A 24,306-nucleotide genomic window follows, 5' to 3' on the forward strand; every position below is an offset into this window, starting at 1 on the left:
ACGGACTCCACCCTGGGCAGCCGATATCGCCGACACGCCTCCTCTGTGTCACCGCGGCCGACCAGCCAGGTAACAGCCGAGTATCAACGCGGCAGCCACACCGTGGCTTGCGCGCCCCCGCCGGGAGGGTTGGCCAGCTCCAGCCGGGCCCCGAGCACCCTCGCCTGGCCCAGCGCGATCGTCAGCCCCAGACCGTGGCCACCGCCGCGCTCGGGCCGTCCTGTGGCGAACCGCCGCGGTCCGTCGCGCAGCATTTCCGCAGGGAAGCCGGGCCCGTGGTCGCGCACCTCGATCCGCTCCGCCGTGACGGTGACCGCCACCAGCCCGCCGCCATGCCGGTCGGCGTTGAGCAGCAGATTGGCCAGCACCCGCTCCAGCCGACGCGGTTCGGTCCGTACTACCGCGTCCGTGTCGATCCGTAGCTCGGCCGCGACGCCGGTGCGCCTCACCGTCTCCTCGACGAATATGCCGAGGGGCACCGGGCTGAGCTGCGCGTGCTCGCTCCCGGCATCCAGCCGGGAGACCTCCAGCAGATCGTCCACCAGTGCGCGCAGCACCTGCACCCGGTCCCGCACGTATCCCGTGGCCTTGCTCTCGGGCAGCAGCTCCGCAGAAGTGACCAGCCCCGCCAGCGGGGTGCGCAGCTCGTGTGCGACGTCCGCGGTGAACCGCTGCTCGTCCGACAGCCGCCGCCGCAGCGCCGTGGCCATGGCATCGACGGAGTCGGCGATCTCGGCGGCCTCGTCGCGTAGCCGCCCGGTGGCGGCGATCGGGGTGTCCCGTTCGCCGTGGGCGATCCGCCGGGCAGCACTGGAAACCCGGCGCAGTCGGCGCGTGAGCAACCCGGTCAGAGCCACACTCACCGGCACTGCCGCCACGAGGATGCCGCCCGAGGCACGCACCAGATTCCGGTCGAGAGCCTGCAAATCACGCAGCTCCGACCCCACGTCCACCCGCACGGCGAGCACCTGCCCCCCGTACCGCCGCGCCGCCCACATCCACGGCTCGTGCGGCTTGCCGTCGTCGTACCAGAAGACGGTTCCGCGGCTGTCGGGCAGCATGCGGCGCAGCGGCGCGGGCAGTTGTGCTGCATCCAGCAGGTTCGGGTCGCCGTCCGAGTCGGCAGTGCCCGCTTCCGCCTCTCGTGCCGCCTCGTCCAGAGCGTTACCGGCCCGCTCCTGCCCGATGCTCAGGCCACGCCGCTCGCTCGCCTGATGCACGAGCACGCCCAGCGACACCGCTACCGCGCACACGACACCAGCCACCAGCGCCGCGACCTGCCAGCGCAACGACAGCGCCAGTCGTGGACGCCACCGGGCCGTGTGTGTGTCCGCAATGCCCACCAGCCTCACCGCCGCAGCTTGTACCCGAACCCGCGGACGGTTTCGATACGGTCCGTGCCGATCTTCCCCCGCAGCCGGCGGACGCACATGTCAACGATCCTGCTGTCGCCGTCCCAGCCATAGTCCCACACACGCCGCAACAGCTGCTGACGGTCCAGCACCGCCCCGGCATGCGCCGCGAACTCCAGCAGCAGCCGCAACTCCGTGGGGGTGAGCTCCACCCGCCGGCCCGCCCGCGTGACCTCCAGGCCCAGCGTGTCGATCAGGACATCGCCGAAGGCGAGCGGGCCGTCGGCAGCTGCGGCTTCGGCTGGCTCGGACGCTGCGCCGTCCACGGCCGTCGCCCGGCGAAGCAGCGCCCGGATCCGGGCCACCAGCACTGACGTGTCCACCGGCTTGACCACATAGTCGTCCGCGCCCGCCTCCAACCCGGCCACAACGTCAAGGGACTCTCCACGCGCGGACATCATCAGCACCGGGACCTGGCTACTCTCCCGCACCCGCCGGCACAGGCTGATGCCGTCCAGGCCGGGCAGCATCACATCGAGCAGGAGCACCTCGTGGGTGCCCGGGACGAACGTCTCTAGGGCGGCCAGACCGTCGGCCGTGGCCGTCACCTGGTAGCCGTAGCGCTCGAGGGCCATGGCCACCGACTCGCGGATGATCTCGTCGTCCTCCACCAGCAGCATATGGATCATTTATCCGAGGCTAACAGCAGGTCACCGCGCTCTCAGCTCTTGCCGTGCTGCTATGGCTCCCTGCGCCGAGCCGAGGACGCCACCGTAAGGACCGCCACTACGACACTGATTCCCAATGGTGTTTGTCAAGGGTTTCGGTGACGTTTGGTGATCACGTCACGCCGCTGTGAGTCCGCGTTGTGGTGGCTCGGTGGTGAAGGGGCGTTGGTCTCGGATGAGGGCCCAGAGCACGTCCAGGCGACGTCGGGCGAGTGCGAGGATCGCCTGTTTGTGGGTTTTGCCCTCGCTCCTCTTGCGTTCATAGAACGTTCTGGAGGTAGGGCAGCAGCGGGCGGCGACCTGGGCGGAGAGGTAGAAGACGCGCAGGAGGCGGCGGTGGTAGCGGTGTGGTCGGCGCATGTTGCCGCTGATGCGCCCCGAGTCTCTGGGTACGGGTGCCAGTCCGGCGAGACGGCCGGGGCTGCCGAAGGCGTCCATGTCCCCGCCGGTGCAGGCGATGAACTCGGCGCCGAGCAGGGTGCCGATGCCGGGCATGCTGGTAATGATCTCGGCGTGCTGGTGCTGGCGGAACCGGGCCTCGATCGCTGCGTCAGTGCGGGCGATCTCCTCGTCCAGGGCCATCACCGCCCGCGCGAGGGTGTGCACCATGGCGGCCGCCGTCCTCTCACCGGGAACCGCCGCGTGCTGAGCCTGTGCCGCCTCGACGGCGACCGCCGCCACCGCCTGCGCGCTGCGGACCTTGCGGTTCGAAAGCCAACTCGCCAGCCGCGCCTGCCCGATGCGGCGCAGGGCGGCCGGGGCCTGGTAACCCGTCAGCAGGACGAGAGCGGCCTTGGAGGTGCTGTAGTCAAAGGCACGTTCCAGAGCGGGGAAGTACTCCAGGATCTGGGCGCGGAGCCGGTTGATCGCTCTGGTGCGGTCGGCGGTGAGGTCGTAGCGGCGGGCGGTGAGGATCCGCAGGTCTATCGCGATCTCGTCCCACTCCTGCAAGGTCTGCAGGTCACGGCGCATTCGGGCCTGGTCCGCGATGACGTAGGCGTCCTTCGCGTCGGTCTTCCCGTCACCGCGGTAGGAACCGGAGGCGTGATGCACCGTCCTGCCCGGGATGTAAAGGAGCCGCTGCCCGTGCCCGGTCAGCTGGGCGATGAGCAAGGCTGCCCCGCCGGCGTTCAGGTCGACCGCCCACGTCACTGGACCGCCGTCGGCCAGGTCCAGCACATCGCTCATCAGTCCCAGCAGCTCGTGCTCGTCGTTCGGCACCCGCCGCGACAGGACCTTCGCCCCGTCCCCATCGATCACCGTGCAGTGGTGCTCGACCTTTCCCGCGTCCGTCCCCGCCCACAACTCGGGCACCGGCGTCTCCCCTCGACGATTCGTGCACTGGTCCCTGCGGACGACCACGCCGACGTGTCCCTACGAAGCGACTGTTCGCGCATCCCAATGAGTGGCCGTGTCGTCGCGGGGTCTCGGGCGGCCAATCAGTGAGAGCCACATAGCGGCATGAGCCTTTTGAGCCACACCCGAAACCCCTGGGCCTCCCGATCCTACGAATGACCGGGACGAAGCCCACGAACAAGGTAGGGAGCCTTTGCCAACTTGAGCCGTGAGTGGGTCAGTTGGTTCGACATATGGGTGAAGCCCCTGGTAGACGGGTTCACGACCAAGATCACCCGGTATCCATCAGAGGCTTCACGTGCTTGCCTACCCGTGCGGGCTGGACGTGTCCAGTCGATCCCTGTCCTTCCTCGCTGCTCGTCTGCGTGAACACCGTCGTCGGATCGGGAGTCGCTGGCCCCGGCTCCCGGTTGGCCGTCAAGCCTTGCCGGTATTAGCACATCTACGCAGTGGGACCACTTAGACCGTGTCCTATGTGGTGAGGCGTCGTTGGACTGCGTATGGGGCGGGGTGCGTGGAGTTGGATTGTTCCGGACGGGCTATGGGAGATCGCGAAGCCGTTGATCCCGCCGTCGAAGGTGCGGCCGCAAGGCGGTGGAACGCAGGACACGCCTGATGAGACGCTGTTCGCGGCCATCATCTACGTGCTGGTCAGCGGCTGCGCCTGGCGGGCTCTGCCGCCTTGCTTCGGCATATCGAAGTCGACCGCCCACCGGCGGTTCCTGATCTGGTCGAGAGCCGGTGTGTGGGGCCGGCTCCATGAAGCAGTGCTGCACCGGCTCGATGACGCCGGCCTCATCGACGTCACCCGCGTCGTCCTCGACTCCGCCCACGTGAGGGCAAAAAAGGGGGCGAACTCACAGGTCCGAGCCCCGTGGACCGAGGCAAGCCGGGTTCCAAGATGCACGTCCTGTCGGACGCGAACGGACTGCCCCTCCTCGTCGGCGTCTCTGCCGCCAACACCCACGACAGTGAAGCACTGAAGCCCATGGTCAAGGGTCACCAAACGAGACACGACCCTCACCGCGGCCGCTACTTCAAGCCTCAACGCCTGCACGCCGACAAGGCATATGACATCCCCCACCTGCGGAAATGGTTACGAGGCAAGCGCATCGGCGTCCGCATCGCCCGCAAAGGCATCGAGTCCAGCGAGCGATTGGGCCGCCGAAGGTGGGTGATCGAGCGGACGATGTCGTGGCTGTCTGGCTACCGCAGACTCAGTCCCCGCTACGAGCGCAACCCCCGCAACTACCTCGCCTTTCTCGGCCTCGCCGCAGCCATGTGCTGCTACAAGCGACTCGTCCGCCTCACCACATAGGACACGGTCTTACGCCCAGCTCGCAGCAGGTTTCGAGGTCGGCACGAGAACGGTCTACCGGTACATCAGCGAGGCCGTCGACCTGCTGGCCGCACTCGCACCAACCCTCGACGAGGCCGTCCGAACTGCTTCGACGAAGGCTTAAGTCCTGCTCGACGGGACGCTCCTACCGATCGACCGGATCGCCGCCGACCGGCCCTTCTCCTCCAGCAAGCACAAGAAGCACGGCATGAACGTGCAGGCCATGGCCGATCCGTTCGGCCGGCTCCTACGGGCCTCCCCCGCACCGCCAAGGGCTACCCACGACATCCGCGCAGCCCGCGAACACGGCATCATCGACGCCCTCGACCAGGCCCACACCCCCTGCTGGCCAGACAAGGGCTACCAGGGCGCCCGCGGCACCGTCCGGATTCCCTTCCGCAGCCGATCGGAGACACTCTCCACAGACCAGCAGGCCGTGAACCGATCCCAGACCAAGATCCGCGCCCTCGTCAAACAAGTCATGGCCACCCACAAGTCCTGGCGGCTACTCCGCAAACTTTGCTGCTGGGCCTTGACCCCTGATCTTGGACACACGAGACACTGGATCCTGAGGATCTGAGAACGGACATCTCGTGGTCATGAAGAACTATCCGCCGGAGTTCAAGGCGGATGCGGTCGCGCTGTACCAGTCGCGGCCCGAGGCGACGATCAGGCAGGTCGCTGCCGATCTGAGGATCAACCCCGAAACCCTGCGGAACTGGGTCCGGGCGGCCGGAGCGAGCCGGCCCCGGGGGCGGCGGGCGGAAGTACCGGCCGAGCCGCCCACGCCGCTGGAGGCGGAGAACGCCGCTCTGCGGAAGAAGGTCCGTGAGCTGGAGGAGGAGCGCGAGATCCTGCGGAAGGCGGCGAAGTATTTCGCCGGCCAGACGCGCTGGTGAACCGCTTCCAGTTCGTCGCCGACCACCAGCGCCGCTACGGCGTGAAGCGGCTGTGCGCCATCCTGGGCATCGCCCGCTCCAGCTTCTACTACTGGCGCCGGACCGCCGAGGACCGGGCGGCCCGGCAGGCAGCCGACGCCCGCCTGGCCGCCCGGATACGGGCCGTGCACCGCGAATCGGACGGCACCTGCGGCGTCCCCCGGATCACCGCCGAGCTCCGCGGGGGCGGCGAGCGGGTCAACCACAAGCGCATCGCGCGCGTGATGGGGAAAATCGGCCTGGCGGGCGTGCGGTTGCGTCGCAGGCACCGCACCACGGTTGCGGACCCGGCCGCGGCGAAGGCGCCGGACCTGATCGGCCGCGGACTTCACCGCCAGTGAGCCGAACACCAAGTACGTCGGCGACATCACCTACCTCCCCGTGGACGGCGGGAAGTTCCTCTACCTGGCCACCGTCATCGACCTCGCCTCACGTCGCCTGGCCGGATGGGCGATCGCGGATCACATGCGAACCGGTCTCGTCATCGACGCCCTGGCCGCCGCCGAACGCACCCGCGGCAGCCTCGCCGGAGCGGTCATGCACACCGACCACGGAGCCCAATACACCAGCCGGGCCTTCGCCGACGCCTGCCGCCAAGCCGGCATTCGCCAGTCCATGAGCGCGATCGGCTCCAGCGCGGATAACGCACTCGCCGAGTCCTTCAACGCGACGTTCAAACGCGAGACGCTCCAGGGCCGCAAGACCTGGTCCAGCGAGCGCGAGGCCCACCTCGACGCGTTCCGCTGGCTGCACCGCTACAACACCCGACGCCGTCACTCCAGCCTCGGACACCGCAGCCCGATCGCCTACGAAACCGCGTCCCGAACAGCACCAACTACGCTGATACCAGCCGCATAGCCCGTGTCCAAGATTCGGGGTCAAGGCCCCATAGCCCGTGTCCAAGATTCGAGGTCAAGGCCCGCTCGACCACCCGCATCACGGGCCTCGTCCAGGCCGTCCTCACCCTGCATCACGCCAGCTCAACCGCAGGTTGAAGAAGCCTCACTGGCCCCGTACCTCCAGATGCATCCGGAGGTACGGGGCCTTTTCCGTTTAACCCCGACGCCTGTAGGCCACCCGCTCGCGGTGTTTCAGCGGACACCCGGGTGACGAGGGCGAGGCCGCTGCGCGTACTGAGTACGCTCAACCCTCGGTTGAGTAGTTGCAGGCGCCTGAGTGCGCCGCGCCCGCCTGCGTATCGCGCCACGGACCAACTCCTCGATCGCCCACTTCGTGCAGAGCGTGGCCCTGCGCAGCCTGGGGTCAGGTTCTGTCATCGTGATCCTCCTGTTGGAACTTGAGCGTGACGTCATTCACCGCGCGCTGATGCCGGCAGACGACCGAGTGGGTCGCGTGGGCTCCTCGTGCTGCTGGACGCGATCCGTGTTGGGACCGGTCGGTTTACCCGACGCCGAGGAACGTATGAGCGAGGCGCGCCAGTCGGGCCGACGTTCAAGCCTGCGGTTGTCGCCTTGAGGCGAGTGCAGATTTCGTCCAGTCGTGCGACGTTGCTGTGATCGTTCAGTAGAGCGCCGAGGTCCCCTTCCGGAGCTGCAAGTGTCGTGCTCTGCTCCTGTGGCCGGGGGCTTCCCGGATGCCTCCGCTCTTCAGTCGACGGATGCGTTGTGCCTCTTCAGGGTTGTCCACGGGGAGGGCGCCTTCCGCGGCCGCGTACTGAGCGGCGGCCGCGACGTTCTGGAGGGACTCCCACTGGGGGTACTCGCCAAGAACGACGGCGTGTTCTTTGAGCTGCCCCAGGAGCGCGCGAATCTCAGGTGGCAAGCCGAGGACGCCCCGCTGCTCGGCCAGCACGCCTGGCAACTTCTCCTCCAGCTCGGCGAGTTGACGTTTCATGTCGTCGGGGCTGGTGGTGAGGGTTTCGCGTGCGCGGAGCCCGTCGGTCGGGCCGACCACGCCCATCGTCTGCAGCACTTCCAGCGCCCGCTCCGCCTGACCGTAGGACAGTGGCGGCTCAAGGTGGGCGCTCAGCGCGAGCGGGGAGGCAACGCCACTCTCCTCGACTACGTATTGGGCAGCGGCACGGATCTGATCCGCGGTGATCGCCTCATCGAGAGCTGACGGGCTGAGTTCGCCCGTCCCGGCCACCTCACGGGCGTATCGGTCCCGGACCTGCGCGAGGAAAGCGGCGTCGCGGTGGTAGGGACGGCTCTTCACAAGGTCTCGGAGCACGTCGATGAGGTCCTGGCAGGCGCCGACGGGGTCGACTGTCCGCATGCCGGCCGCGTACGGCTTCGGCGGGGTGTCGGCTCGGACGCCCCACTCCGGGTCCCCGGCGTCGGCCGCGATCGCACGTTGGGCCAGGAGAAACCGGATCTGCAGCGCGGTCCGGTCCTTGGGCAGCAGGTGCTGAGACTGCAGCTCGGTGGTGACGCTGCGGGACTCGTCGAACAGCGCATCAAGGTAGCGGTCAGGGGGGCGATTTCGTAGTAGCCAGGGTCCCGCCCCTCGTCTGGGCCCAGGGCACCGCGCATGCGCTCCAGCCGTTGCTCCGCATAGCGGAAGATCATGGCGGCGATGTCGCGGCGCCCTTCACCTTCTCGGCCCTGCTTGTCGTACCGCTTCATCACCCGGTACGCGATGCCGGAGATCATCTCGAAGCCGCGGATCTGTGCCGTCTCGATCATGCCGTGCAGCCGGACGTCGAGGACCATGCGGTGCCCGATCCGGCCCGCTGAAGAGGCCAGGTCGCTGAGGGCGCCCATCATCGCCGCGGCTTCGGACAGTTCCGGATCTACCACGGCCCCGATCGTGAGGGCATAGTGCAGATCCGGGTCGTCGGGATCGGTCAGCTTAGGGTCGGTAGCAGGACCAGGGTGTCCGGCCTCAGCTCCCTGCAGCGCCCGGTTCAGCTGCTGTAGGTGCGTGCGCAGGAGCCGGGGCGTGTCGAGTTTCTGCCCGTGGTCCAGGCCGACAGCCCGAGCAGCGAGCGTCTCCGCGACCTTGGTCAGGTTCCGCAGGGCTTGCGCACCGGGGGTCTCCTGTTTGCCGCGGCTGACGAGGAATGCGGTGACCTGCGCAGCGTGCCGGGAGATGAGGCCTGCCGCCAGGGCTGTGATCCGCGTTGCTTGGACGGCGGCCTGGGGTGTACGGGCGGCCCAGTTAGCGAGGTCGCCAAGGGTGTGGCTGGCACGCCGATAGATCTCACTGAGCGCGGTCCACCCCGGGTGGGTTAAGTAGTCGGCCTCGGCGTCGTTCGCGGCCCGCATCAGCGCGGCGAGCGCTGACAGGTCCCGGAGCCCTGGGGGCGGGGTCTGCAGATCGGCGATCGTGCGGGCCGCGCGGGGGCCTCGCTGCAGCGCCCGCAGCGTGCCGCCCCTGCCCTGCAGCCATCCTTCCAACTCGTCTTTCGTTGCACCCGAACGCAGCCCTGCCTCGGTTGCGTGCGCGTCCGTGGGGTTCGCAATCGGCCTCGTCATTGGTGTTCTCCGCGTCACAACTGGCTGGGTGTCAGGGAGCAGGCCTGCGCCCCCTGGGCGTTCACCTGCGCCTCGGCGGCGCGGGCGCGGGTAGAGGTCGGCCGGTCCGGGTCGGCGGGTGCAGGGGTTCGGCTTCGGGCTGCGTCACGCATCGCAGCGTCGGCGAGAACCTTGTTGAGAGCCTTTTCCGCGAGCACCCGCGTCTCATGGGAGTCGTCTGCCGGGCCGGTGCGTGGTGTGCTGGAATCCGGCGCCGGCCTCTCCGGTGGCCTGCGGGGCGCGGCAGGCATGACGGCAGTCGGCGTACGTGCCAACAGCACGTCGATGCCCGTTGGGCGGGCAAGAACGACGCGAGGCCCACCTGCGTTGTACGGCCCGAGGATGTGGTGCCTCTCCAGGCGGTGAAGCAGCCGGTCAGCGCGTTCCGCCGGCACGTTCATCGTGCGACGGACCGGCGGTGACCTGGAGGGCTACCTCTCGCAACTCCGCAGCATCAATCGGTCCTTCGGGATCCTCTCCGACGGGGACGGAGCCCACGAGGCGCTGGTGAAAGGCCCACGCCACACCGTTCAGCAGATCCGCCGTGGGTTCGTAGGGGTCGCCGTGGACTTCGCCGGTCTCCTGGTCGGTGTTGGTGAGGGTCTCCGCCTCGGTTCTGAGGTAGCGGATCACCATGCGATCGGCCTTGACCGGGTTGGGGATAGGCGTGGTGCCGGCAACACGTCCGCGTACCTGCTGACGCGCGATGGACCTGGCACGACGAACCAGGTACGGAAGGCGGCGTGCGTTCGAGGGACTCCTGACGGACCGCAAGGCGCCTTGGCACCGTTCCGTGACTGAGCTGGAAAGGTATCGTCGCCGTGCTCCGTCGGCCTGGTCATTCCCGGCGCACTGAGTACCGCATCTGTCGTCGAATTTGCATCGTACTTGTCGCGTTCCTCGCTCCTTGTAGGCAAGTTGTCGCCAAGGGCGCACTCGCGCGGAGGCGTGCTAGCTACCCGGGGCCATGAGTACCCAGGCCCTCGACGGGCTTGCCGGCACCCGTTACTGGAAGAGGCACATCAGCGCTCCGCTGCGATCAGCCGAACGTGGGACTGCGATGCGAGTCCCACTCCGGAACACTGCCGAGCATGAATGCAGAAGAGGCTGCGGCCATTCTTGCGCGGCTTGAAGGCTTGTCGGCCGACGAACTGGATGCCTGCATTACCCTGTTGGAGGCATGCGACGCTGTCCTGCAGGAGGACCTCGCCGCCGTCAGCTGGGCAATGCTATGTGACGCACTTTCGACGAGCGCCCGCCTCCAAGCGAGCTCGCCTGAGTCCGCTTGCTTCCATCGATCAGACCTCTTTACTTCCTCTCCGGTTCGTCTGAGCGTCGCCTGGGAGGGCTCGTTTGCCCAGGTCAGAGCCCGCTCGACAGTCGTCCTGCAAATCCGGCACCTATCGTGCTCAGCCTCACGTTCCTCGAGCGAGGCGTCAGCCCATTGCTGGGGCTGACGATCTCGGGATGCGTCGGTTCCCAATTTGGGAACCGACGCATCCCGAGATCGTCATGGGGAGCTGCTGGAGGTGAACTCGGTGGCCATCGCGAGGGCCTGACGTGCACCATCGCTGGTGGTGGCAGGCTGGTTACGTTCTCGGGCGTGGCTGTGCACCGCCCGGACGAAGCTCTCCACCCAGCTCGTGAAGCGGGCTCTCTTGTCTGGATCGTCACGGTCGTCGATGGTCACGGCGATCTCGTCAAGCCAGTACGCAGCCCAGGAGTCGAGCACCATGCCATCTCGGTGTTCCAGGAGACGTCGGCCGATCCGTTGAGCAATCGGGAACCGCCGTTCCTGCGCCACCATCAAGGCCCGCTCCGCCCTCTGTTCGGCTGCCGCACGACGGGCGTGTGCACGAGCGACCTCAGGGGCACGACGCTCCCCGGGTTCGCGAACCTGTTCGGCCTTCAGCCGCTGTGCCTTTTGGTAGGCCCCTTGCTTTGACGTCACGCACAGTGCCTCAGCGAAGTGGTGCCATGGAACGCCGGCAGCCCTTGCGTCTTCGACTGCGCTCAGTTGGCCGGCGTCAGCTTGTTCCCGAAGGTACTGCCACAACGTCGCCCGCAGCACGGCTGCCTCGCCGATGACGTTCACGGGCGCATCCGGTTGCTTGAGCTTTGCACCCCACCTCTGTGCGTGTTCCAGCACGAGGAAAAGTTCATCGGAGGCCGGGAACCGTTCCAGCGCTGGATCGTCGCCCAGTTCGTGCAGCTCGCGAAGGCGGTGCACGAGCTGGCCGATGTTGACGTGTCCGAGTCGGATGGTCGGGCGTTTCGGACGGGGCTTCCTTCTGCTTCTGGCGGTGTCTCTGGCCACGGGAGTAGTTTCCGCCAGTGGATGAGCTCTCGAAAGAGGAACTCACCGGTGGTGATTCATCTGCACTCCGGCGCGTGGCCCCTTGCTCGCGGGCTCGAGACCCTTTCGACGCGGCAAGCACCCGGGTTGCAGTGAGGCTGCTCGGGCAAGTGTGCTCTCCCCCGGGCCAACCCAACGCAGCTCCGCCGGGGCAGCAACGAATGCACAGGCGCAGATCGCCACAGTCACGTGCTTCGCCTTGCGACGGATCTGAGTCGTTGCCTCGGGATAGCACGCCCGGCCGCCATCAGCCCGTCAACATCCCGACTGTGGTGTGCGGGCGTTTCACCGACACTGCGCCGATCTTGGGTCAGGTCGGTCACGTACGGGAGCAGCGGGGAAGCCCCGGAGCTTTCATTCGTCGCTCCGTTCACGCTGACTCGAGGGGTGGATCGGTACAGCAGCGGCCGGCTTGTTGAAGAAGGCGTCAGTGAGTTCGCACTTCAACATCGAGCTCGCCGGGATGCCGGGATGCGGAGGTCCGAGATGCGCAGCGAAGCTCGAACGCCAGTTTTATTAATGGCCGAGAGTACAAGCTTGATCAGGTACACACCACGAGTAACGAAAAGGCAAATTAACCCGCTGACCTGCACGTTCACAAAATCACATACGTTGCTCACTTACTCACTCGCTGCGCCCAACCACCTCCCGATCGCCCCCTGTGGGGGACTGCGCGAATCCATGCACTCCCACCATCTGCGTCGTTCAACTCATCTACTTACCCCCCGTCAAATCCGCTACAACGCTTGCAAGTTCGCTAACTTTTCGAATTCGAGTCACCCATGCGACTGAAGGTATCCAGGGGGGTTGAGCGACCGAAGGTCCCTGAGGTCCTGCGACATTCCTTCACTTCAAAGGCGTGTTGCAGTGGCGGAGGGTGCCCAAGGCGTGTACTGTCCAGGCTGCGTTCAACCGGGCGAGTCCGGGCCGTTCCGGGTGGTCACGCCTCGTTGAGCTCTCCTTCGTTGGAAGAAACTCGCCAGGGTGGAGCGATAGTGGAACTCGTCTCACTTGACGGAATGTCAAGTCGACTTAGCGTTATCAGGTCCTTTACAGACTTGTCCGATCCGCAGGCTGTTGCCGCCCTGGTCCTCCAGCTTCGGCAACGTCTGCAAAACGTCATCGGAACCACCATTGGTAAGGGTGGTGAAGGCAAGACAACTGTCACCGCCAACTTTGCTGAGGTTCTCGCTCAGGCAGAGCAGGCCAAGGCCGACCAGGGCAAGCCGTCTAAGCCCATCCTCTACATCGAGCTTGACAGCAACGGAAACGGACGCCTCAACTTCGGGGTTCGTGGTCGAGAGTTCGACGATGACGGGGCTTCGTTCCTCGAAGCTCTGACAGAGGACAAGGACCTTCAGGTAGTCCAGGGTGTACGGCCGCATCTCGACATGGTGATGTCGGGAAGCCACAACGCCGACATTCCTACTGCGGTCGCCAGGTTGACGGGGCGCCACGGCAACGTCTCGTTCCTGCTGCTGGCCATTCTTTTGGCGCAGATCTCGCACCGATACCGCTGGATCCTGCTCGACTTCTCCCCGGGTGACAAAAGCATCCAGCGTCTCGGCCTGGCCGCGTGCACGCACCTTGTTGCCCCCATGAAGGGCTCCGACAACGCGGTGATCGAGGGACTCGGCACCCTGGCTGGTCTCGTTCGCCAGATCCGGCCGCTCAATGCCGAGGTAGCCATCGCGGCACTCGTATTCCTGGGCTATCAGCGTCGCAACGACGAGCCCACAAGCCAGCTGATCAATCTCCGCGAGAAGATCGGTCTGCTCCTGGACCAGGCACACATCACGCGCGAGGTGATGGTGGACGCGTACATTCGCGACGGCGAGACCACCGCCAACCTTGCGCGCAACCACGGGATGCCCGCTGGCGAGTTTGCCCGTGCCACAGCCGGACAGCTCGTCGACCACGAAAGCAACGAGCCGGTCGAGCGTCCCCGCGATGAGAATGGCCGGCTCGTGGATCCACAGCGGGCCGTGGACATCGCCACGGACTACGTGCAGGTGGTCACGCAGGTGCTACAGCGTGTCGTCCAGCGCAACGCCGAACTTCGGGGAGCTGATGCATCGTGACCGCACCGAAGAAGAAGGCCCAGTCGCAGGGCAAGCGTGCCGCCAGGCCTAAGAGCTTCCTGATGCCCACGGTTGACCTTGGCGGCCTCGGCGGAGGCGATGACGACGATGCGGATGGCCTGCCTCCTCTCGACCTCGGCCGCTTTACCGCCTCTCCAACAACCGAGGACTCCGCATCAACCGCGCCGACGCTCCCTGCGCAAGTGGTGGCTGAACCGGTGGATGAGTCACCTGCGGTCATTAGCGGTGCACCCACGCAGGCGCAGCCTGTGACGTCCGCCCCTGTCCGAGCTTCGGAGAGTATGTCTCCTGTAGCGCCGCAAATCGGCATCGACGTACCTGGACCCACGGAGGCAACACGCGATACGGATGCCAAGGAACCTGACACGGCTACGCTTGCGGCCTCAGCACCCGCCCCAGCGCAAGAGGCGACCGCTCCCCCTGCCAGCAGCGTCCCTGAGCGTGCCATTTCGTCGGCGGAACCCTCACGATCTGAGCCGAGCACTTCCCCGGCCGTGTGGAGTGGCCCGGCTTCGCCGAATCGACCTCAGCTCTGGCAACCTGGCACAGCCGGTACTGCGGGCCTGGCGCGCCGGCCCAGGCGCGGGCCCAGTCGTCCTTTCACGCCAGCTCCTCAGCACTCGCGTCGTGATGAGAGGCTCCGGGAACTGGTAGAAAAGGCCCCCTGCTATGCCGCGCTGCTGCAGTCCTACGCCGTCGCGCAGTCAGGCAAGGAGACGTACCAGAATCGCAACATCAATCTCTACGGGCTTACTGCTCAGCAGCTTGCCGACAGGATCACAGTTGACAAGGCTGTGATGACGGCGGCCCAAATGCCGACGCCGCGGTTCACGCCAGCCCACTACATCGATGCCATCCTCGACCAGGCGCTTGGCGGCCTCGATCCGCAGGGGACCAGCATGGAGAAGATGGAAGCCGAGCGCGACATTGTCTGGGACCTCGCTCAGGCCGGTCTCGCGTACAGGGACTACGTCACGGAGGACCCGGAGGTTGCGGCAATGAAGAAGCCGCGGTCGCAGTGTCCTCTACGGGTGCGGGTCAACCAGCGGTACAGCCGCATGATGGACATCCTGAAGACGATGGCAGACGTACGCGCGCAACCCTTCGAGATCGTCAGCGCGTGCGTGGCGAAGTACCTCGAAGCCTTGCACGACGAACAGCCGTCCTTCGAGGAGTTCTGGGCGCGGAATTTGGAAACCAGCTACGAGTAGGCGAAGCAAGAAGCGAGCTGAGTACGTATTCGGCCAGGTACCGTCCCACATCGGGACTGGCTGTCCCGCCCGGGTTGGGACATCGTGGGGCATAAGGCCTATGGGCCGACAAGGAATAGCGCAGAGGACCAGCGGACCTCTCTACTTGATTCGAGTCCCCCTGAAGGGGCCCAGATCGTCTTTGGACGGCCCTGGGCCCCTTGTCGGGTTTTCTGATACCAGGGACGCGCGCTGCCGGTGGCCGAAGGAAAACTCCGCTATCCCTGGCCTGGGGAACAGTGCGAGCGCCGAGTCGCGCATCAAATTGTCCAGACTAGCCATCATTTGCGACTTCCACATACTGGCCCTGACCTACAAGTTTTCCGTAGCAGCGCCGATCTCGACTGGCTTGGTGTATGGCCCCCTTAGAGCTCGTAACACGATCATGGTGAGACGCGGTCTAGCCTTGTTGGGTGTCGTCCCTTGCTGTTACTGCTACCTCGCACTCATCGGTGCCTGCTGCTCTCGTCTACGCCGCGCTCCTGGATGCAGAATCCTGGCCGTCGTGGACCTCGTACTACGAGGTCGAGTGGGCGTTGCCCGCGGGAGTCGAACGACCGGCACGGGTAGGTGATCTCCGCACTATCCGTTCTCGCCTTGGACGGGTGTGCTGCCGCGAGCGCATCGTCGAGATGGTTCCCGACCAGCGGTTCAGCTACGAACAGGCCGCAGGGTTGTTCGCTTCTCATCGGGGGTCTGTGGACGTGGCCCGAGCACCCCACGGCGGCACCGACATCACCTGGTCAGCGACCTACCGGCATGCCCTCCCCCTTCTGGACATGCTCAGGAGACGGCGCCTGCAGGTTTTGGTCCACGATCTGGCTTCATACGCCAACTCAATCGTGAGCCGACACTCCTAGAAGCCTGTGCCAGGTTCATGATCCGGTCTTCTTGAGCCGCCGCCAGCAGATCAGGCTGCTGGCCAAGGAGAGGAATGCGTCGTGGAGTTCGGGGCGGCGTTCCCAGCGGACGGCGAGGCGTTTGAACTGGTGGAGCAGGGCAAAGGTCTGCTCGACGACATAGCGGAGCCTGCCCAGACCCTTGATGTTCGGGGCGCCCTTGCGGGAGATGACGGGCAGGATCCGCCGGCGGCGCAGTTCCAGGCGCACGGCCTTCGAGTCGTATGCCTTGTCCCCGAGGACGGACTCGGGGCGCCGCCTGGGTCGGCCGGGCCGTCCGGCGACGGGCGGGATGCCGTCGACCAGGTTGATGGTCTGGGTGATGTCGTTGACGTTGGCCGCTGTGGTGATCACGTGCAACGGAGTGCCCTTCCCGTCGCAGATCAGGTGGTGTTTGCTGCCCGTCTTCCGGCGGTCGACCGGCGACGGACCGGTCGCGGCACCCCCTTTTTCGCGCGGACGTGGGAGCCGTCCACGCATGCGCGACTCCAATCGAGCTCGCCAGCCGTGTTCAGCTCGGCGAGCAGGAGGCGGTGCAACCGCTCGAAGACCCCGGCCTTCTGCCAGCGGTCCAGGCGCCGCCAGCAGGTCTGTCCGGAGCCGAACCCCAGCTCCAGGGGCAGAAGTTGCCAGGCGATGTCCTGGTACAGGACGTACAAGATGCCCTGCAGACACAGCCGGTCCGGCACCGGCCTCGGCCCTGGTGACCGCTCCGGCCAAGGCGGCAGCAGCGGTTCGATCCGCACCCACAAGTCGTCATCCACGATCCACGGCCGAGTCGTCACACGACACGAACGGCCAGATCATCACATCGGTCACGCCCGACCAGGGCACCCCAACAAGATCCTGTTACGAGCTCTTACCGCACACCGGAAAGATGCGGCCTGAGTCCAAAATGGGGTTGGTCGGCGCGGTGCTGGCCGAGCAGAACGACGAGTGGACCGAGGCCTGTCGCTGCATGGGACTCGACCTGCTCGCCAAGGCCCGCCTCCACCCGATCGAGTCGGGAACCGACGCTTCACGGGGCATGAACCTGCGGCAGGACAGGGCGGGTTACCGGTTCGACATCTGGGAGCCAGTGCCGCGGGGAACGAATCCTGGCGCCCAGGTGGCGCACAGACAGCGGAACCTGGACCGCTGCATCCCCCTTCTTCGAGCATCAACGAACGGAAGACTGCGTGACGACTGCGACCGGCGAACCCTCGACCGGGCGCACCCCTGGCCGGGCCTGGACGGTCCGGCTCACCGGCCACGCCGACCGGTCGGCCAGCGTCTCGCGCACCACCCCCGGGTGCCGGATGCCGCCCCGGTCCAAGGACATAGCGGCGCTGCGCGCGTCCGCTGCCGAGCACGCGGCGGTCCACGCCAAAGTCGCCCGGATACGCCCTGAGGCGACCTACCACTGCCGAGCCAGGAACTACACCGCCCACCCCCAGACGCAGATGCCCTGCACCGACACCGTGGTGCTGATCGTGCGCCACGACCCGGTTGTCGGCCAGGTGTGGAGTGTGGAGGAGGTCTGCGCCACGTGCGCGGCGCAGACACCGAACGCCTCCATCCGCGCCCGGGCCGCGCCCCCGGCACCCACCGATCCGGCCGCACCGCCCGCGAAGACGGTGCCGGCCTCTGCGCCCGCAAATGTGCCGGGAGGGTTCTCCTCGCCGGGCGCCGGCAGCGACGGTGACACTGTGCGCCGTCCACGTCGGGCCTCGAGCGGACGGACCCGCCAACCGCGCCGTGGACAGGGCGGCGGGCGCGGCCGCTGACACCGGGCCGGAGCCAGGCGCCGCACCGGTGACGACTGATGTCCGGGGCGAGTGCGCGTCCCGCCGGGCGGGATGTGCCCTTTGACGGTTGAGCGCCCCCTCTCGCGCGGCGGGAGCCCTGAGCGCGGGAGACCGCGGGCGTGAGCGAGGGCAGGCAAGCTGCGGCGAGCCGCCGTCTTCACCGAGCAGAAGCCGCACCGTGAGCGAGCAGAGGATCCCTCCGTCCGACGAGCTGCGCACCCTGCTCGCCGGGCCCGGGCCACAGCGTTACGTCCTGACCCATGTGGACCCGGCCACCGATCCGGCTATCTGGGATGCCCCGCCACCGGTCGTGGGGACGATGGGCTTGACCCTTTCGAGGGCCGCCATGGACCGCGCCACTGTGCAGGACCAGGGGGAGTCGGAAGCACTGCACCGCTGGCTGCAACTGACGACGGGCAACGCCAGTTGGCCGTCATCGGCGGTGGACGGCGAGGAACTGCGCGAGTACACGCCCGGCGAGCTCGCCGCGACCTTGTCCAACGATGAGGCGGGCGAGGCAAGGGTCACCGGCTGGCTGAGCAGCTGGCTGTTCCGGCGCTATGTCGGAGCACCGCCCGATGAACAGGCCTGGGGCGTCGTGGCAGCGGCCTGGACCGGCCACATGCGGGCGCGCGGGCGGTTTTCGTCACCCACCGCAAGCCGGGTCCCAGCAAGGTCCTCGCGCCGCGTGACGTGTGCCCGGACATCGGGCTGGTCCGGCTGTCGTATGGCCAGGCCCGCGCCCTGCTCGACGCCCACACCGCAGTCAGCGGAGCGCCGGACACAGGCTGGGACCTGCACGAATACCGCCATTCTGGTCTCACCCACCTCGGCGAGGCCGGAGCCAGCCTGCCCATGCTGGCGAAGTCCCGGCACAAGAAGGCGGAGAACATACCGCGCTACTTCCACCCCTCTGCGGAGGCGATCGCCGAGGTCACCAGCCTGCTCGCGCCCGGAGACAGCAGACGCTGAGGTCTCCGCTGAAGCGTACGACCGAAACTCGTCGACTTCACCTATGCGGCGGGGTTCGTGGGCAGGAGCCGGGCGAGCCAGTCGGTGCGGGTTCGGCGGGCTGTGTTCGAGATGTGTGCCTGCGGGTACAGGGCGTCGAATCCGTGGAAGCCGCCTGCCCAGACGTGGAGTTCGGCCTGGCCGCCGGCCGCCCAGATACGGGTGGCGTAGTCGGTGTCCTCGTCGCGGAAGACTTCGGCGGAGCCGGTGTCGATATAGGTGGTCGGTAGGCCCGCGAGGTCATCGGCCAGGGCGGGTGAGACGTATGCCGGTACCTCGTCGTCGGTGAGGTCGCCGAGGAGGCAGCGCCATCCGAATCCGTTCATCTCGCGGGTCCAGACGCCGGGCCCGTTCGAGTACTGGAGGCTGGAGGTGGTGGTGTTGCGGTGGTCGAGCATGGGGCCGATCAGGACTTGGGCGGCGATCGTCGGGGTGCCGAGGTCGCGGGCCAGCAGGGTGACGCCGGCGGCGAGGCCGCCGCCTGCGCTGGCGCCTGCGACGATGATCCGGGCGGGGTCGATGCCCAGTTCGGCGGCGTGGTCGGCGATCCAGAGCAGTCCCTTGTAGCAGTCGTCGACCGGGATGGTGCCGGTGGACTCGGGCGCGAGCCGGTAGTCGACGGAGACCACGACGGCGCCGAACTCGTCGAGCCACTCCAGCGGGATGTCGATCTGTGAGAAGCGGTCGCCCATGATCATCCCGCCGCCGTGCATCCAGTAGACGCAGGGTGCGGCAGCGGTGCGATCGGTGTTCGCGGGGCTGAAGACGGACAAGGGGATCGGGGTGCCGTCCGGACTCGCAATGGTGACCTCGCGCCGGTCGATAGCGCGACCTTCGAGAAGGGGTTCGACGGGCATCGAGGAGAAGGGGCGTACCTGCGCCAGCACTTCCGGGCTGAGCTGGGACATCAGCGGCATGTCGGCCAGGAGTTCATGCAGTTCGGGGTCGAGGGAGGGACGTGCTGTGGTCATGGTCATTGCCTTTCGTGGGTGGTGGCGGAACGGTCGGGCGGGGACGGGGGCCACCTCGGTGGGCACCGAGGCGGCAGAGGCAGGGGCGTGGGGTGTTCGGCGAGTCAGAGGGCGGATTTGCCGCGGACCGGAACGTAGTCGGTGTACTCGGAGTCCTTGGCGAGCAGCGGGTCGATCTGCGCCACGATGGCCTGGGCGGTCTGGCCGGCGAAGCAGCGGTGGTGGTCCTCCTCGCTGGTCCAGCCTTCGGCGACGTGAACGACGTCGGGGTCGGACGCGGAGCGGGAGACGAGGTAGACGAGGCAGTACTCGCTGGCGCCGGGGCTGCCCTCGTTCAGTCCGGTCAGCAGCAGGTCGACGAGCTGGTCGCCCATTCCGGGCCTGGCGGTCAGGGTGGCGCTGAAGCCGTAGTTGGCAATCATGGATTCCTTCTCTTCCTCTTCGATGGTGGAGTGCGGTGATTCCATTCAAGCGGGTTGACCTGCGCAAACGTTAGACCGATGCTCGTTTGTCCTTGCACGATCCTCGCGACCTTGGGAACCGCGGCGCGGAATGGTGCTGCAATGGACGCATGTACCTCGAAGAACTCCGCACCCTGCTGGCGCGCCATGCGCGGCCCGACGGGACCACCGCCGTCGACGGCGTCCTCATCTCGAAGGTCGACCGCCCTGATCCGCCGGCACCTTCGATGTCCGGCACACTCCTGGCGGTCATCGCGCAGGGCGCCAAACGCCTCGCCCTGGGTGAGAGGGTGTTCGAGTACGGGCCCGGGCAGTACCTGGTTGCATCCGTCGATCTGCCTGTCACAGGGCAGTTCACCCAGGCCGACCCCGAGCAGCCGGCGCTGGGGTTCGGTCTCGTCCTGGAACCGTCCGCCGTTGCCGAGCTGCTGCTTGAGGCCGGACCCGGAGACGCCCCCCGGAACAGCGGGGGCGCGCCGTCGGGGATCGCCGTCAGTGACGCTCCGGCCGCGCTGCTGGACGCGGTGGTCCGGCTGCTGCGGCTGCTCGACGAAAACCGCGACCGAGCCGTACTGGCCCCGTTGGTCAAGCGCGAGATCCTGTGGCGTCTGATCACCGGCGAGCAGGGTGCGACGGTTCGCCAGCTCGGCCTGGCCGACAGCAGCCTCAGCCACATCTCGCGGGCCGTGCGCTGGATCCGCGAGCACTACGCGCAGCCCTTCCGAGTCGAGGACGTGGCGCGGCAGTCCGGCATGGGCGTCTCCGCCTTCTACCGCAATTTCCAAGCGGTGACCGCGATGAGCCCCATCCAGTTCCAGAAGCAGATCCGGCTGCAGGAGGCCCGGCTGCTGCTCGCCACCCACCCCGGAGACGTCACCGGAGTCGGCCACCGCGTCGGCTACGACAACCCGTCACAGTTCAGCCGGGAGTACCGCCGCCAGTTCGGCGCGCCCCCCAGCCAGGACGCCGTCCGCCTGCGTCAGGTCGTGCGTGCCCCGGCAGGTCTCCTGCCCTGAGCCGGGGGGGCATTATTGGAGGATCGCGCAAGGAGTAGCGAGGATAGTTTTACTATCTCCGCAGGTCAGAGCGATTCAATGGGATCACCGGTTCTCCCGTGGAGCAGGAAAATGCCTGCCCACCCGTATGGATCCCACCACATCGCAAAGGGGCACACCATGAAGAGCGTTCTGATCACTGGTACCTCATCCGGGTACGGGCGGGAGACCGCCCTCTACTTCCACTCGCAGGGGTGGAGCGTCATCGCCACGATGCGGACGCCACGTCCAGGCGTCCTTCCTGAGTCGGACCGGCTCCGCGTCATCGAGCTCGACGTGACCAGGCCCGAGAGCATCACCGCCGCGTTCGAGGCAGCCGGGCCCATCGACGTCCTGGTCAACAACGCGGGCGTCCCATCGATCAGCGTGTTCGAGGGCACCCCCATGGCCCGAGTGCGGGAGGTCTTCGAGACCAACACGTTCGGCGTGATGGCGACGACGCAGGCGGTGCTGCCCCAGTTCCGCGAGCGCGGCTCCGGCGTGGTGGTCAACGTGACATCCAGCGTGGTGCTGGGCCACATGCCGCTCTCGGCCCTCTACAAGGCGAGCAAGATGGCCATCGAGGGTTTCACCGCATCCCTCGCGCTCGAGCTCGCGCCCTTCGGTGTACAGGCGAAGACGGTCCAGCCGGGCGCCTGCCTGACGACGAACTTCGCGGCCAACGCGACGAAGGGCGCCTCGGTGGACGAGCTGGTCCCGGCGCCCTACGCACCATGGGCGAAGAAGGTCATGGGCGACTTCACGAGCCAGGACCTGTTCACCAAGGAGAGCGACGTCGCCGAGACAGTGTGGCGAGCCGTGCACGACACGACCGGCCAGCTGCGATTCCCCGCCGGCCCCGACGCGGTCTCGCTCTCCCAGGCGAAGTAATCAGCCAGCAGGCAACGTCACGCCGCACTGATACCAGGAGTCGGCCCCGCCCCACGCACCGGGCCGGCTCGCCGTCGGGCGCTCACCCCGATGAACGGGAACCTGACCAACGACGAGAAGCCGGACCGGTTCGCCCTGGGCCGCGGTCACCGCCGGGACGCCGTCTACGACCGGCCCGCCAGCCGACAGAAGGCGTACCGGGCACGCCGGGCGGCCGAGCGGATCCGCGAAGCCGTAACAGCTCCGGCCGGTTGACGGCTCTCGAACCCCTCTCCAGGGCCTGGCCAGCGCAGACGCCTAGGTCAAGATGGTGGCGACCACGACGAGCCATCGTATGACGTCACTCGTCGTCGATGGCGTCCTTGTCACGCAGCGGCGCATCCCGCCGGGCAGCTCGTGCAGCTTGAACGAGTACCGGCCGAGCATGTTGATGTGCTGCCGCACGAACGGGGAAAGGCGGGCAACGTCCTCGTCGTGTACATCGAACCCGTCCGTGCGCAGCTGGTTCACAGCGGCGTCCATGTACCGGGTGTTGAAGAGCACGACGGCGTTCAGGACCAGGCCAAGCGCGCCCATCTGGTCGTCCATGCCCTCCTGGTAGCGCTGGTAGAGCTGCCCGGAACGGCCGTGGAAGATCTTCCGGGCGAGGGAGTGGCGGCCCTTTTGGAGGTTGGCCTGCGCCTTGATCTGGCGGCGGTAGCCGGGATCGTCGGCCAGCGCAGGATGTGCAGGCTCTTGGCAATCCGCCCGTAGTGCGCGATCGCGTCTCCCAGCGGGGTCGGCCGCCCGTCCCGCGACAGCATCCGGATCACGTCGTACGCGCGCACGGCGCCGGTGTGGACGGAGCCGATGATGCGCAGGATGTCCTCCCAGTGGCGTTCGATCCGAGTGAGGTCGACCCGGCCGCGGGCCGCTTCCTGGAAGGCGCCGTAGTCGGCGGTGCGGTCGGTGCGCCACATCTTCTGGTCCGGCAGGTCCGCGAGCTGCGGCGCGTACGCGAACCCGGCCAGGGTGAGGAGTCCGAAGACGATGTCCGAGTACGAGGAGGTGTCCCTGACGATCGTCTCCGGGCGCTTGCCGCCGTCCCGGTCGTACAGGGAGTCGCGCGGGGTGCCAGCCACCACCTTCCCGCCGAGCCCCGCCGCCTGGTCGTTGATCATGTTCAGCCACGTCGCGCCGCCCCGGCGCCCGAAGTACTTCGGGTTCGGCCGGGCGTAGACGGAGGGGACGTGGACGACGAACCGCATGCCGTCCACGGAGGCGACCACCCCGCCGCCCCACACCTGCGCGAGGCCGATGGACGCCTGGTGCTCGATGAGGGTGGCGTTCGCGACCCGGTACGTGGCCAGCCGCAGATACGTCTGGTCAACGTGGGACAACCTGCCGTACTTCAGCCCATCGATGACCGAGGAGCAGCACCAGGAGGCCGCCGCCAAACGGGCCGGGGTCTGGTCCCGGTTGGGCTTCGAACCCTTCGAAGACAGCGTGCATGTCCTCGACTGCCACCTGCAGCACACCCAGGACCTGCCGGCCCGGCGCCAGGAGGAGTTCGCCGCCCTGTGCCGCTCCTGGTACGACCCTCACCGCCTGCAGCCCGGACACAAAGCTGCCAGCTGCACCGCCACAGGGCAGTACGTCTGATCCTCCGTGCTGTCCCTCGCTGGGCGAGCTCTGACCGCCCGCCGCTCTCTGGCAGGGACAACGGATCCGGCCCCTCCGACGCGATGTCGGAGGGGCCGGATGTTCGTAGCGGGGGCGGGATTTGAACCTGCGACCTCTGGGTTATGAGCCCAGCGAGCTACCGAGCTGCTCCACCCCGCGTTGGCGAGCCCAACCTACGTCATCCGCAAGAGCCGGGCAAGGTTTTTCCGGTGCGGGCGGGCGTACGCGGCGAGCTCGGCACACAGGTCCCGCCCCGCGCGGGATGCGGACTGCCGCTGCGCGCGGCACGTCCGGGGTTGACAACAGAACCCTCAAGACGATTCAGATGTGGGTCCCGGCAAGCCGGTCCTCGTGGGAGGGACCAAAGCAGGGACGGCGAAGGTTCGCCTCACATTTTCCGTCCCTTGCCTGTTTGTGCAGGTCAGCGCGGTGAGGATCTCTCTTCAGGGACTCAAGGGACCCAAATTTCCAGTTATCACGTAGCACTGCGTGTCTCTGTTCGTACGCGCCCACGCGTGTGAAAGATGCATTCCTGTGCAGCTCATAACTTAGGGATCCCAGTCCCTTCGGTCCCTGCCCTCTAGCCTTTAGGGCTGTGACCTGCGCAAATACGCAGGGTCTGGGAAGTGGCTCGCCCCTACCAGGGGCTGATCTTCAGACCCTGAGACTGCGACTGCCCCAGGCCCCCCTCGG

19 protein-coding genes, 1 tRNA gene and 5 pseudogenes are annotated in these 24,306 nt (G+C 67.2%); 13 read left to right on the top strand and 12 right to left on the bottom strand.

From position 1 onward, the window contains the following. Positions 1-83 precede the first annotated feature (83 nt). The 3 genes from ACSHXN_RS45295 to ACSHXN_RS45305 all read right to left on the bottom strand — a co-directional run bounded on the left by ACSHXN_RS45295 (position 84) and on the right by ACSHXN_RS45305 (position 3,394). Positions 84-1,352 (bottom strand): sensor histidine kinase, encoded by a 1,269-nt coding sequence (locus tag ACSHXN_RS45295; RefSeq protein WP_438306759.1) that lies wholly within the window; start codon positions 1,350-1,352, stop codon positions 84-86. Then, entirely contained in the window at positions 1,349-2,041 is a 693-nt protein-coding gene (gene cseB / locus ACSHXN_RS45300) for a two-component system response regulator CseB (protein ID WP_438306760.1), read from the bottom strand. The genes ACSHXN_RS45295 and cseB overlap by 4 nt, the downstream gene beginning before the upstream one ends. 156 nt (positions 2,042-2,197) lie before the next feature. After that, positions 2,198-3,394 (bottom strand): IS110 family transposase, encoded by a 1,197-nt coding sequence (locus ACSHXN_RS45305; RefSeq protein WP_438306762.1) that lies wholly within the window; start codon positions 3,392-3,394, stop codon positions 2,198-2,200. A gap of 340 nt (positions 3,395-3,734) precedes the next feature. Here ACSHXN_RS45305 and ACSHXN_RS45310 point away from each other — a divergent pair. The 4 genes and pseudogenes from ACSHXN_RS45310 to ACSHXN_RS45325 form a co-directional block, all read left to right on the top strand. Next, a pseudogene (locus ACSHXN_RS45310) lies at positions 3,735-3,890 on the top strand (IS5/IS1182 family transposase); the annotation flags it as partial. A gap of 46 nt (positions 3,891-3,936) precedes the next feature. Next, positions 3,937-4,754 (top strand): IS5 family transposase gene (locus ACSHXN_RS45315; protein WP_438306201.1). Its coding sequence is split into 2 segments (ribosomal slippage): positions 3,937-4,276 and positions 4,276-4,754, totalling 819 coding nucleotides; the frame shifts between segments, so codons are not numbered across the junction. Between the two features lie 7 nt (positions 4,755-4,761). Continuing rightward, positions 4,762-5,301, top strand: a pseudogene (locus ACSHXN_RS45320) (transposase family protein); the annotation flags it as partial. A 67-nt stretch (positions 5,302-5,368) separates the two neighbouring features. Next, positions 5,369-6,571: pseudogene (locus ACSHXN_RS45325) on the top strand (IS3 family transposase). Positions 6,572-7,234: 663 nt separating this feature from the next. Here the strand turns inward: ACSHXN_RS45325 and ACSHXN_RS45330 are convergent. The 4 genes from ACSHXN_RS45330 to ACSHXN_RS45345 form a co-directional block, all read right to left on the bottom strand. Beyond that, positions 7,235-7,948 (bottom strand): hypothetical protein, encoded by a 714-nt coding sequence (locus ACSHXN_RS45330; protein ID WP_438306763.1) that lies wholly within the window; start codon positions 7,946-7,948, stop codon positions 7,235-7,237. Further along, positions 7,885-9,150, bottom strand: a complete 1,266-nt coding sequence (locus ACSHXN_RS45335) for a hypothetical protein (RefSeq protein ID WP_438306764.1) — start codon at positions 9,148-9,150, stop codon at positions 7,885-7,887. The genes ACSHXN_RS45330 and ACSHXN_RS45335 overlap by 64 nt, the downstream gene beginning before the upstream one ends. 414 nt (positions 9,151-9,564) lie before the next feature. Further along, positions 9,565-9,825, bottom strand: a complete 261-nt coding sequence (locus tag ACSHXN_RS45340; RefSeq protein WP_438306766.1) for a hypothetical protein — start codon at positions 9,823-9,825, stop codon at positions 9,565-9,567. A gap of 874 nt (positions 9,826-10,699) precedes the next feature. Then, on the bottom strand, positions 10,700-11,506 hold the full coding sequence (locus ACSHXN_RS45345) for a hypothetical protein (RefSeq protein ID WP_438306768.1): 807 nt from the start codon (positions 11,504-11,506) through the stop codon (positions 10,700-10,702). A 1,097-nt stretch (positions 11,507-12,603) separates the two neighbouring features. On the opposite strand from ACSHXN_RS45345, the gene ACSHXN_RS45350 reads away from it, so the two are divergent. The 3 genes from ACSHXN_RS45350 to ACSHXN_RS45360 all read left to right on the top strand — a co-directional run bounded on the left by ACSHXN_RS45350 (position 12,604) and on the right by ACSHXN_RS45360 (position 15,757). Further along, entirely contained in the window at positions 12,604-13,626 is a 1,023-nt protein-coding gene (locus ACSHXN_RS45350) for an AAA family ATPase (protein WP_438306769.1), read from the top strand. After that, positions 13,623-14,858 carry a hypothetical protein gene (locus ACSHXN_RS45355; RefSeq protein ID WP_438306771.1) on the top strand — a complete coding sequence of 412 codons (1,236 nt, stop codon included), beginning with the start codon at positions 13,623-13,625 and terminating at the stop codon, positions 14,856-14,858. Before ACSHXN_RS45350 ends, ACSHXN_RS45355 begins: the two co-directional genes overlap by 4 nt. A 452-nt stretch (positions 14,859-15,310) precedes the next feature. Further along, a complete protein-coding gene (locus ACSHXN_RS45360; protein ID WP_438306737.1) occupies positions 15,311-15,757 on the top strand; it encodes an SRPBCC family protein in 447 nt (148 codons plus the stop codon). Positions 15,758-15,772: 15 nt separating this feature from the next. Here ACSHXN_RS45360 and ACSHXN_RS45365 read toward each other — a convergent pair. Further along, positions 15,773-16,563 (bottom strand): IS5 family transposase gene (locus ACSHXN_RS45365; protein ID WP_438306891.1). Its coding sequence is split into 2 segments (ribosomal slippage): positions 15,773-16,248 and positions 16,248-16,563, totalling 792 coding nucleotides; the frame shifts between segments, so codons are not numbered across the junction. A 411-nt stretch (positions 16,564-16,974) separates the two neighbouring features. Here ACSHXN_RS45365 and ACSHXN_RS45370 point away from each other — a divergent pair. Together ACSHXN_RS45370 and ACSHXN_RS45375 are read left to right on the top strand one after the other, a co-directional pair. Further along, positions 16,975-17,562 carry a hypothetical protein gene (locus ACSHXN_RS45370; RefSeq protein ID WP_438306773.1) on the top strand — a complete coding sequence of 196 codons (588 nt, stop codon included), beginning with the start codon at positions 16,975-16,977 and terminating at the stop codon, positions 17,560-17,562. A gap of 660 nt (positions 17,563-18,222) precedes the next feature. Beyond that, positions 18,223-18,555, top strand: a pseudogene (locus ACSHXN_RS45375) (site-specific integrase); the annotation flags it as partial. A gap of 41 nt (positions 18,556-18,596) precedes the next feature. Here ACSHXN_RS45375 and ACSHXN_RS45380 read toward each other — a convergent pair. Together ACSHXN_RS45380 and ACSHXN_RS45385 are read right to left on the bottom strand one after the other, a co-directional pair. Further along, positions 18,597-19,565, bottom strand: coding sequence for an alpha/beta hydrolase (locus ACSHXN_RS45380; protein ID WP_438306775.1), 969 nt, complete (start codon positions 19,563-19,565; stop codon positions 18,597-18,599). Between the two features lie 104 nt (positions 19,566-19,669). Further along, complete coding sequence (locus ACSHXN_RS45385; protein WP_131557675.1) at positions 19,670-19,987, bottom strand: putative quinol monooxygenase; 318 nt, start codon at positions 19,985-19,987, stop codon at positions 19,670-19,672. Between the two features lie 149 nt (positions 19,988-20,136). Here ACSHXN_RS45385 and ACSHXN_RS45390 point away from each other — a divergent pair, with 149 nt between their 5' ends. From ACSHXN_RS45390 to ACSHXN_RS45400, 3 genes are all read left to right on the top strand, one after another. After that, positions 20,137-21,042, top strand: a complete 906-nt coding sequence (locus tag ACSHXN_RS45390) for an AraC family transcriptional regulator (RefSeq protein WP_438306777.1) — start codon at positions 20,137-20,139, stop codon at positions 21,040-21,042. Between the two features lie 159 nt (positions 21,043-21,201). Beyond that, positions 21,202-21,951, top strand: coding sequence for an SDR family oxidoreductase (locus ACSHXN_RS45395; RefSeq protein ID WP_438306779.1), 750 nt, complete (start codon positions 21,202-21,204; stop codon positions 21,949-21,951). Positions 21,952-22,041: 90 nt separating this feature from the next. After that, the gene (locus tag ACSHXN_RS45400; RefSeq protein ID WP_390729118.1) at positions 22,042-22,206 is read left to right on the top strand and encodes a hypothetical protein; all 165 of its coding nucleotides are present in this window, start codon (positions 22,042-22,044) and stop codon (positions 22,204-22,206) included. A gap of 85 nt (positions 22,207-22,291) precedes the next feature. On the opposite strand, the pseudogene ACSHXN_RS45405 reads toward ACSHXN_RS45400, so the two are convergent. Continuing rightward, positions 22,292-23,351: pseudogene (locus ACSHXN_RS45405) on the bottom strand (transposase); the annotation flags it as partial. 1 nt (position 23,352) lies between these two features. Here ACSHXN_RS45405 and ACSHXN_RS45410 point away from each other — a divergent pair. After that, the gene (locus ACSHXN_RS45410) at positions 23,353-23,592 is read left to right on the top strand and encodes a hypothetical protein (RefSeq protein ID WP_438306781.1); all 240 of its coding nucleotides are present in this window, start codon (positions 23,353-23,355) and stop codon (positions 23,590-23,592) included. Positions 23,593-23,698: 106 nt separating this feature from the next. Here ACSHXN_RS45410 and ACSHXN_RS45415 read toward each other — a convergent pair. Continuing rightward, a tRNA-Met gene (locus tag ACSHXN_RS45415) sits at positions 23,699-23,772 on the bottom strand. Between the last annotated feature and the right edge of the window lie 534 nt (positions 23,773-24,306).

The sequence above is a fragment of the Streptomyces sp. HUAS TT11 genome (genome assembly GCF_051553595.1).
Lineage (GTDB): Bacteria > Actinomycetota > Actinomycetes > Streptomycetales > Streptomycetaceae > Streptomyces.